The 9,201-nt window shown below is 63.4% G+C and carries 9 protein-coding genes and 1 tRNA gene; 5 read left to right on the forward strand and 5 right to left on the reverse strand.

The window, feature by feature from the left end; translation table 11 throughout:
- Positions 1-4 precede the first annotated feature (4 nt).
- The 4 genes from fliF to HL671_RS33065 form a co-directional block, all read right to left on the reverse strand.
- Positions 5-1,612 carry a flagellar basal-body MS-ring/collar protein FliF gene (gene fliF, locus HL671_RS33050; RefSeq protein ID WP_012042109.1) on the reverse strand — a complete coding sequence of 536 codons (1,608 nt, stop codon included), beginning with the start codon at positions 1,610-1,612 and terminating at the stop codon, positions 5-7.
- Between the two features lie 328 nt (positions 1,613-1,940).
- On the reverse strand, positions 1,941-2,216 hold the full coding sequence (sciP, locus tag HL671_RS33055; RefSeq protein ID WP_002714638.1) for a CtrA inhibitor SciP: 276 nt from the start codon (positions 2,214-2,216) through the stop codon (positions 1,941-1,943).
- Positions 2,217-2,489: 273 nt separating this feature from the next.
- Positions 2,490-3,182, reverse strand: a complete 693-nt coding sequence (locus tag HL671_RS33060) for a flagellar hook assembly protein FlgD (RefSeq protein ID WP_172242404.1) — start codon at positions 3,180-3,182, stop codon at positions 2,490-2,492.
- A 12-nt stretch (positions 3,183-3,194) separates the two neighbouring features.
- Complete coding sequence (locus tag HL671_RS33065) at positions 3,195-4,793, reverse strand: flagellar hook-length control protein FliK (RefSeq protein WP_172242407.1); 1,599 nt, start codon at positions 4,791-4,793, stop codon at positions 3,195-3,197.
- Positions 4,794-5,151: 358 nt separating this feature from the next.
- On the opposite strand from HL671_RS33065, the gene mnmA reads away from it, so the two are divergent.
- From mnmA to HL671_RS33090, 5 genes are all read left to right on the forward strand, one after another.
- Positions 5,152-6,345: a tRNA 2-thiouridine(34) synthase MnmA gene (gene mnmA, locus HL671_RS33070; protein WP_012042112.1), complete on the forward strand. Its 1,194-nt coding sequence runs from the start codon at positions 5,152-5,154 to the stop codon at positions 6,343-6,345.
- A gap of 21 nt (positions 6,346-6,366) precedes the next feature.
- Positions 6,367-7,002, forward strand: coding sequence for a class I SAM-dependent methyltransferase (locus HL671_RS33075; protein WP_012042113.1), 636 nt, complete (start codon positions 6,367-6,369; stop codon positions 7,000-7,002).
- 76 nt (positions 7,003-7,078) lie between these two features.
- Positions 7,079-7,429: a hypothetical protein gene (locus HL671_RS33080; RefSeq protein WP_172242410.1), complete on the forward strand. Its 351-nt coding sequence runs from the start codon at positions 7,079-7,081 to the stop codon at positions 7,427-7,429.
- Positions 7,430-7,672: 243 nt separating this feature from the next.
- Positions 7,673-7,749, forward strand: a tRNA-Met gene (locus HL671_RS33085).
- A 160-nt stretch (positions 7,750-7,909) separates the two neighbouring features.
- Positions 7,910-8,935, forward strand: coding sequence for a hypothetical protein (locus HL671_RS33090; protein WP_172242413.1), 1,026 nt, complete (start codon positions 7,910-7,912; stop codon positions 8,933-8,935).
- 9 nt (positions 8,936-8,944) lie between these two features.
- Here HL671_RS33090 and HL671_RS33095 read toward each other — a convergent pair whose 3' ends face one another.
- Entirely contained in the window at positions 8,945-9,175 is a 231-nt protein-coding gene (locus tag HL671_RS33095; protein WP_172242416.1) for a helix-turn-helix domain-containing protein, read from the reverse strand.
- Positions 9,176-9,201: the final 26 nt, after the last annotated feature.

A 9,201-nucleotide genomic window follows, 5' to 3' on the forward strand; every position in this document is an offset into this window, starting at 1 on the left:
CGGGTCATTGCTGCTGCGGCTCGGCGAGCCACTGGCGGATGATGGCGGCGGCTTCGCCCGGATTGCGGTCGGCCAGCTCGCCCACCCGGTGCACCGACTGGGCGTGGACCTGTCCTTGGACCTGAGCGACGTCGATCAGGGTTGCGGTCTGCTGGGCGTGGGCCTGCGCCTGAGCGGTCTCGTCGGTGAGGGCGGGGACTGCGCTCTTCAGGGCCGCCGCGACCTCGTCGGAGGCGATGATCTTCTTCACCAGCGGCCGGACCACCATGAACACCACGACAATGCCGAGCAGCATCATCACGGCGAGCTCGATGACGTACATGACGTCATCCTTGGTGAATTGGAGCATTCCGAGGAAGCCGCTGGGCTCGTTGATCTGCGGGACCGTCGGCGCATCGGCGAATTTCAGGTTGACCACCTCGACCTGATCGCCGCGCTTCTGGTCGAAGCCGATGGCGGAGCGGACCAGAGCCGCAATGCGATCGAGCTCCTCCTTGCTGCGCTCCTTGTAGACCAGCTCGCCCTTCTCGTTCTTGGAGTAGGCGCCGTCGACCAGGACCGCGACCGAGATGCGGTTCACACGGCCGGCTTCGGTCACTTCGGTCTTGGTGGTCCGGGAAATCTCGTAATTGTTGGTCTCTTCGGTCTTCTTGCTCTGATCGCGCGGCGGCTGTTGCTGCTGCTGGTTCTGCTGGTTGCCCGGCAGCTCGTTGTTGACCGTGACCTGGCCGTTGCTTTCCGAACTGGCCGACTGCTCTTCACGGGTCTGGCTCGACCGGAGCACGCGGCCTTCCGGATCGTAGCGATCGGAGGTCTGAGTGATGCGGTTGAAGTCGAAATCGGCGGAGAGCTGGACGCGGGCACGGCCGGCGCCGACCACCGAGGAGACGATGTCCTCGACCTGCTTGCGCATCCGCTTTTCGAACGTGTTGCGGCGCTCGTCGCCGACCTGCTGGTCGATGTCGGTCTGGGTGCCGTCGGCGAGCAATTGTCCGGCTTCGTCGACGATCGAGACACGCTGCGGCTTCAGGCCGTTGACCGCTGAGGCGACGAGGTGGCGAATGGCGCGGATCTGAGCGGCATCGAGGGCGCCGCGCACGCGGACCACGATCGAGGCCGACGGCTCCGGCGTCTCGCGCGAGAACAGCGGCCGCTCGGGCAGAACGAGATGGACGCGGGCCGCCTGGATGCGGTCGATGGCGCGGATGGTGCGGGCGAGCTCGCCTTCCAGCGCGCGCAGATGGTTGATGTTCTGGACGAAGCTCGTGGTGCCCAGCGCGTCCGATTTGTCGAAGATCTCGTAACCGACGCCGCCGCCCTTGGGCAGGCCGCCTTCGGCGAGCTTCATCCGCAGCCGCGTCACCTTGTCCTTCGGGACCAGGATCACGCTGCCTTCATTGCGGATCTCGAACGGAATGCCCTGCCGCTCCAGATCCTTGATGATGCTGGAGGAGTCGTCCATGCCGAGGTCGGTGAACAGGGTCGTCATCTGCGGCGCCGTCACCCGCATGATGACGAAGCCGAAGAAGCCAATCAAAGCGGCAGTGACCGCGATCATGGCGGTGAGCCGCGCGGCGCCCAAACCCTTCAGGAAGTCCAAGAGACCTTGCAAGCAACTGCCCCATAATTCGGCATTCGACGGGTGGCAGCAGGAAGGTGATTTGAGCTTCGCAGGCCTTTAAGGCCGGTTGCAGAATTCGCGAAATTCAACCCGTAACCTTCGCCGACACCCGCATTCCAGGTGGCGATCCGATTCAGCCGCGGCCCCGTACGGACAGGTCGCGGAGGTTGAATCGAACCACTGGGCAATTATTGCCTATGGGAAGGTTTCGATATGGTTAACGGTGGTTAAAGGGTCCTAACAAAGTGTAGACATGGCAAAAATCGGCTTGGCGGGACCAAGCCGATTTTCGAAGACATCGCGCCGCGTTTGAAACGCTTTATTGGCGATATTGCTGAATTCGGGTGGTGCGCAAGCCGGCGAGACCGTGCTGGTCGATCGAGAACTGCCACGACAGGAATTCGTCGACGGTCAGGGTGTAGCGGCTGCACGCTTCTTCGAGGGACAGCAATCCGCCGCGAACGGCGGCGACGACTTCAGCCTTGCGGCGAATGACCCACCTCTTGGTGCCTGGGGCAGGCAAATCCGCGATGGTGAGCGGGCTGCCGTCAGGCCCGATGACGTATTTCACCCTCGGGCGATGGGGTTCTGTCATGGCGTACTCACAAACTCTTAACCACTGAACTCACGGTAAGACCCTACGCCGCCTCGCTTAAAATTTGCCTAAGCAAAGGGCGTGAATACGGCCCTGGCCGCAAATGCCGGCGCTCCCGGCGCCTGACGGCTCCGGGAGCGGGAATAGGGTAAATGATTGGTTAAGAATTTCCGGCGGTTACGCCGATATATTGCCGCCGTGGCTGAGCTTGAGGTTGAAGCTCAGCTGCAACCGTATCCGCTGTCTTTAGAGCGGGGGGCGGGGCGCCAACGGTCAGTTAACGATCCGCTGGATCTGGCTCACGGTGTAGGTCTGGCCGCCGATCGAGAGCAAGGGCGGTTGTTGCGTCAGGTCGACCGACGAGACGGTCCCCTCGATTTGGGTCGACACCGCCACCGGATTGCCGGAGCTGTCCTTGGCGGTCACGGTGAGCTTGTATTTTCCATCCGGCCATTGGGTGCCGTCGCTGCCCTGGCCGTTCCAGTTGTAGGCCTGGTTATCGCCCGCCTTTGCGTTGTAGGTGCCACTGAAGACGGTCTGACCGACGCTGTTGGTGATCGTCGCGGTCATGGTGCAGTCCTTGGGGATGCTGAGGTCCCAGCTGGCCTTGCCGCTCGCCAGGTTGGCCGTCGAACCCTTGACGACCGCCGTCTTGCCGACGAAGGCCAGCGCCTGGGTGGCCTGGGTCGTCTGCTGCATGGAGATCAAAGAGCCCAGCTGGTCGTTGGTCTTGAGCTGCTGCTCCACGCCCGCGAACTGAACGAGCTGCTGCGTGAACTGGTTGGTGTCCAGCGGATCAAGCGGGTTCTGGTTCTGCAACTGCGTCGTCAGCAGCGTCAGGAAGGTCTGGAAGTTGCCCGCGATGGTCGAGCCAGCCTTCGAGCTCAGGCTGCTGCCGTTCGATGTGGACGAGGTGGTCGTCCCCGAAACTGGCGGGCTTGACGTGATTGCGTCACCGATTGCCATGGAAGCCTCCTGTTAAACGCGGATATCGACGCCGCCCTGCGCGCTGAACACGCGTCCATAGGACCGTCCGGCCAGCTGGGCTGGAACCGTTTCGTCCTCGGTCACGATCAGGCGTTGCGCGTTGCCGTTCTGCTGGTTGTCGCCGCCGTTCTGGCCGGACGAATTCTGGTCGCGGAGCGAGAATTGCAGCCCGCTATTGTTGCTCTTGAGGCCGGCGTCCTGCAGCGCCTGCTGCAGTTGCGGCGCGGTCTGCTGCAGCATCGCGAGCGTCTCCGGCTTCTCGACCCGCAGATGCGAGGTGACCTGACCGTTACGATCGACGTCGATGCGCACATCAATGCGTCCGAGTTCGGCGGGGTCCAGTCGGATCTCGAAGCGGCTCTTGCCATTCAGCGCGGACGCGGCGATCTCGACCGCGAGCCCATGCAGCGGCACGGCTGTAGCCGTGGCGGCCGTCGCGGTCAGATTGGCTGACGTGATCTGGCCAGACTGTGAGGTCGGAGTCGTGAGCTGCGGCTGCAACGCGGTCGCCAGCTGCGCCGTCGGATCGGAAGCCGGGGCGTTCGCCTGATTGGCCGCTTGCGCACCATTCCGATCGTGTCCGGACGGCGGCTGGGTATTGCCGCTGGCCTTGCCGGTGTCGTCTGATGGGACCGTTTCCGGCTTCGCTCCGACCGCGGGCTGTTGCGTCAGGCCGTGAGTCGGTTGCTGAGCCCCCTGGACAGGGCCGTTGCCTTGCTCGGTGACCTTCCCGGCGTCGCCGTTCACGAGGCCGGTCTTGGTTTGCGCAGCCGGCTTGCCGGTTGTCTTGGCGTCGCCGGCCGCCGATGCATCGAGGGCGGCGGTGAAGCTCTGGTCCGCGGAGGCCGCCGCGTCGCCGGAGGGCGTCGTGGCCGTGCCGGAGCCCGCGGTCGCCGCGGTGGTGTCCTCGGACGTCTTGGTCGCACCGGCCGACTTGGCTGCGGCGGCTGCGAGTCCGGCGGTGGCATCGACCGCACCCTGCGGACCGACGCCGCTCGGACCAGCCGGCACAGAGGCCGCCGGCGTGGTGGAAGACCCGTCATTGTTCGTCGCAGCCGCGCCGCTGACGACGTTAGTCAAGATGATCTCGGACGGAAGCGCAACGGCGACCGGAGTCGGCGCTGCAGTCGCCTGAGCGCTGGCGGTTGCGTCGGCCGCCTTGGTCGTATCCGCCGTAGCCGGGTCGCCGTCCTTCTTGTCGGCTTTGTCGGTGGCTTTGCCGTCGGTGGCGTCAGCCGTGCCAGTTGTGGCGCTCTTGTCGCTGACGGGGTCGGATGTCTGATCGGATGACGATTTGTCGCTGCGGTCGGGACGCGACGAGCTGCCGTCGCTCTTGTCAGGGGACTTCGCCTGGGCCGCGCGGTCGGAGTCGGTGCGTGCAGACTCGCGGCTCGGGCTGGACGCGCTGCTGCGCGGCGCTGGAGACGACGACCCGCCGGGCAGGGGAGATGTGGACGTGTCCGGCGCGGCCGCGGCCTCGACCAGCGCGGCGAAGCTGTCGGACGGGTGCGAGGCGTCCGAGCGGGACGTCTTGGCAACGGCGGTCCTGACGGTCGTACTGGCCGGGATGTCTGACGGAACGCTGAACACCTTGGAACCTCTCGCAATGAAACTCGACAAGCCAGTTCAGCAAGGAGTGGGCCAAACCGAGAGGGTTCAAAAAATACAATATATACAATGGCTTGCTGCGGCGCTCGGCAGGGCAGGCGGCAGCCGGGGCCCCGTCATTTCTGCCCGGCCGGCAAGATTTGCCGCCGATACTTGGAGCCAGCGCGATTGCTTCGCAGGAAGCGCCCCTATATTAAAAGACCATGGCTCCCGCGCCGTGTCCGATCAGCCTACCTCGTTCGGAGATCGCCGGGAGCCAGCCATCCGCAAAGACGGCGCATGCGAGGCGTTCCCGCGCCGGGAACACGTCGCCTGACGCCGCGATCGCAGTGACCTGACCATGCTCAACAGTCTCGATCTCGAAGGCCGTCCCGAAGACACCAGGGTCGTCGTCGCCATGTCCGGCGGCGTGGACTCGTCGGTCACGGCTGCGCTGTTGAAGTCGGAAGGCTACGACGTCGTCGGCATCACCTTGCAGCTCTATGATCATGGCGCGGCGACCCACCGCAAGGGCGCCTGCTGCGCCGGCCAGGACATTCACGACGCGCGCAACGTCGCCGAGCGGCTCGGCATCCCGCACTATGTGCTGGACTATGAGGACCGCTTCCGGGAGTCGGTGATCGACAATTTTGCCGCCAGCTATGCCTCTGGCGAGACCCCTGTGCCGTGCATCGAGTGCAATCGCGCGATCAAGTTCGGCGACCTGCTGAAGACCGCGCGCGAGCTCGGTGCCTCGGTGCTCGCCACCGGCCATTATGTCGCCTCGCGCCGGCTGGCGGATGGATCGCGCGCTCTCGTGTGCGCGGCCGATGCCGATCGCGACCAGAGCTATTTCCTGTTTGCGACCACACGTGAGCAGCTCGACTATCTGCGCTTTCCGCTCGGTGACATGACCAAGCCGGAGGTGCGCGAACTGGCGCGCCGCTTCGGCCTGGAGGTCGCCGACAAGCACGACAGCCAGGACATCTGCTTCGTGCCGACCGGCCGCTACACCGACATCATCGGCAAGCTGCGGCCGAACGCGATGGAGCCCGGCGAGATCGTCGACCTCAATGGCCGGGTGCTCGGGGCGCATCAGGGCATCGCCAACTACACGATCGGCCAGCGCAAGGGGCTCGGCATCGCCGCCGGCGCACCGCTTTATGTCGTGAAGCTGGACGTCGCGACCCGCCGGGTCGTCGTCGGCCCGCGCGAGGCGCTGCGCACGCACCGCATCACGCTGCGCGAGGTCAACTGGATCGGCGACGGCGTGCTGGATGCCGCCGTGCGCGACGGCCTCGAGCTGTTCGTGCGAGTGCGCTCCACGCGGCCGCCGCAGCCGGCCTGGCTCCGCGGCGCCGATGGACAATACGAGGTCGAGCTCGTCGCCGGCGAGGAGGGCGTCTCGCCGGGGCAGGCCTGCGTGTTCTATGACGCCGCCTCTGGTCGTGCGCGTGTTCTTGGCGGCGGCTTCATTCAGAGCGCCGTTGCCGAGAGTCGCACCACCGCCGGTCTCGTCAGGCCGCAGCGCGTGGCCGAGCCGGTCCGCGGCTGATCAATCATTCAGGGCAGGGGCATGGGGGACATCGACCGCGCGGGGGTCGAAAAGGCCTATGAGCGCTGGGCGCCGATCTACGATCTGGTGTTCGGCAAGGTCTTCGATCAGGGACGCCAATCGACCATCGCGGAAGCCGACCGTATCGGCGGCCGCATCCTCGACGTGGGCGTCGGCACCGGCCTGTCGCTGTCGGACTATGCGCGCACCACCCGGATCTGCGGTGTCGACATTTCCGAGCCGATGCTTCGGCGCGCGCAGGCGCGGGTGCGCGAGCTGAAGCTCTTCAACGTCGAGACGCTCGCGGTCATGGACGCGAAGCATCTCGCTTTTCCGGACAATTTCTTCGATGCGGTTGTGGCGCAATATGTCATCACCGCAGTTCCGGATCCGGAAGCGACGCTCGATGATTTCATCCGCGTGCTGAAGCCGGGGGGCGAGCTGATCCTGGTCAATCACATCGGTGCCGAGAGCGGTCCGCGCCGAATTTTCGAGCTCGCCTTCGCGCCAATCGCGCGGCGGCTCGGCTGGCGGCCGGAGTTCCCCTGGGCGCGGCTGGCGAACTGGGCTGCGAAGCATGGCGGTGTGACGCTCGCGGAGCGCCGGCCGATGCCGCCACTCGGGCATTTCTCGCTGATTCGTTATCGCAAGGGCTGATCGCCAGGGCGCGCAGTTCGGTTGATCGACCCGTCGTCACGCGGGAACGCTGGCGCGGGCTCGGCGTTGCTCCGCCATGAGCATCAGGCAATCCTTGTTCCTCTCTTTCGTGCTGGCGTCGGCCGCGTCTGCCGCCCACGCCCAGGCACCGCCGACACCGGCAACGCCGCCGCAGGCGACCGCGCCGGCCCCCAGGCAGAACGCGGCATGTGCGCCGAATGCGCGGGCTACGCCGACGCCCGACGGCATCACCACCGGCCGCGCCGGCGAACCGCTCGGCGAGAAGCTCGCCAAGACCAATGGTGTGTTGTGCCCGCCGAGCGGCGTCGATCCCGAGATGTATGCGCCGACGCCTGAAGGCGGCACCACGCCAGTGATTCCGCCGCCCGGCAGCCCCGGAGGCAATCCCAACGTGCAGCCGAAATGATCCTCGGGGAATGCGCGGATTCGACCGCGGCCGTGCGCTGCGCCCTGGGCGCCGGCTTCCAGCTCGGCCATCACCGGGAATGCGATGGCAAGGCCTTGAGCAGGCGGACAAAAAACGCACAGAACGAAATCGGCGCGCGGCGGCGGGCTTTGCTTGACAGGGGCCGGAACGGCTCCTTATAAGCGGCCCGTTCACAAGGCCGGTCGCACGCGTCGACCCCCACTCGCCTTGATCGGACACCGTGGCGGGGTAGCTCAGCTGGTTAGAGCACGGGAATCATAATCCTGGGGTCGGGGGTTCGAGTCCCTCCCCCGCTACCAACGATTCATGTAACTACTTAATAAAGCTCACAAAAATCTGTTTTTGAAGATCTATTGGTAGCGGCTTGTTAGCCGCAACGATTGGTTGAAAGCGACTTTCGTTACTTTGCTCCCCGACCGTGTTGGTTGTATCAATCGGTTGCTTATATTGGGGGAGTGAATGGGCGATGAAGCGTTGTTCCGGATAAGGAACGAAGACGACGCTTGGGACATTTTCCAAGCCGCTCTTGAGAAAAAAATCGAAGTTGCTCCACAACAACTGAAGATCAACTGGGAGGGTTGGCCGCGCATCCGAATTTATCTTCCGGATGTTCCTGAGGACGGCTCCATCTCGTCGTCAATGATGGGTGCTATTCTCCAGCTGCAGAAATCGATTTACAGAACGCACGCATTACTCTCGACGGGCAGTGATAATCTTCGAACCTTGAGCCAAATTGAGCGCGAGCGGTTCGAAATCCGCGTTAAGGTCGATAAGGGAAGCAGTGATCTATCGATCAACCTGAGCGATATCATCAGCAAGTATGGCAACGACATAATCGCAAAAATGACCGGCACCGAACTGCTCATCATGGTCCTGGGTCTGGCGTTGATCTATGCCGGAAAGCTCGTCGTAAGCGAATTTCTCAAGGCAAAAACCGATCAGCGTCGATTGGCATCAGACGACGACAAGACTCGTGAACTGCTCGCCAATTATAGAGCGCAGCTCGAACACGATAGTAAACGTTTCGAGCTGTTAACGAAGGCGTTAGATCAGCGCCCAATTCTCAAGCAAATCGAAGATTCGGCCGCTGAGGCGCGGGACGAAATCTTGAAAGCGGTCGCAGAGGAACATGGCGGCGAAATTCAAGGCATCGCCGTGCCCCACGAAGTGGCGACCGAGATCAGCTCCGTGAGCAGAGCACAAAGCTCTGAGGCTCGCCTTGCCGGACAATATCGCGTGGCGAAGGTCGATACGACCGTCACGGACGGTTTCCGCGTAACTCTAGAAGACATCAAGACTGGTCAGCTTGTGACCGCTTCATTGTTTGACGCGGTTATCTCGTCGGAGCACAGAAGAATTCTTCAGGATGCTGAGTGGAATAAAAAGCCGCTATTCGTAGAAATGTCGGCGCGGATGTTGCGAGGACGAGTTGTGGACGCAAAAATTGTTAGCGTTGGCGTGCAGCAACCTCAACGGGCTAAATAGGCCGGCAACCTAGGTTTCGCTAGTTTTGGTCAATTCTCGGATCGCCAATGCGGGGTCAAAGCCAGTTGCTTTGGCGATCTCCAAAAATTCCAAAAGATCAACTCTTAATTCTCCTCCTTCGATCATTGCGACGTAGGATTGATAACGGCCAAGCCGCTTTGCGAGTTGGGCCTGCGTCAATCCTGCTGCTTTGCGTCGGTCCCGAATGAGCGCGCGAAGCGCTTCTGACCTTGCCCCCAAGTTTTATCCAGATCTGAGTTCGTTCG

This window comes from Bradyrhizobium denitrificans (assembly GCF_013179005.1).
Taxonomy (GTDB): domain Bacteria; phylum Pseudomonadota; class Alphaproteobacteria; order Rhizobiales; family Xanthobacteraceae; genus Bradyrhizobium; species Bradyrhizobium denitrificans.

Coding starts and splice junctions, on each gene's coding strand:
- HL671_RS33090 (WP_172242413.1), top strand. CDS start 7,910: ATGGGCGATGAAGCGTTGTTCCGGATAAGGAACGAAGACGACGCTTGG.
- mnmA (WP_012042112.1), top strand. CDS start 5,152: ATGCTCAACAGTCTCGATCTCGAAGGCCGTCCCGAAGACACCAGGGTC.
- HL671_RS33080 (WP_172242410.1), top strand. CDS start 7,079: ATGAGCATCAGGCAATCCTTGTTCCTCTCTTTCGTGCTGGCGTCGGCC.
- HL671_RS33075 (WP_012042113.1), top strand. CDS start 6,367: ATGGGGGACATCGACCGCGCGGGGGTCGAAAAGGCCTATGAGCGCTGG.
- sciP (WP_002714638.1), bottom strand. CDS start 2,216: ATGACAGAACCCCATCGCCCGAGGGTGAAATACGTCATCGGGCCTGAC.
- HL671_RS33060 (WP_172242404.1), bottom strand. CDS start 3,182: ATGGCAATCGGTGACGCAATCACGTCAAGCCCGCCAGTTTCGGGGACG.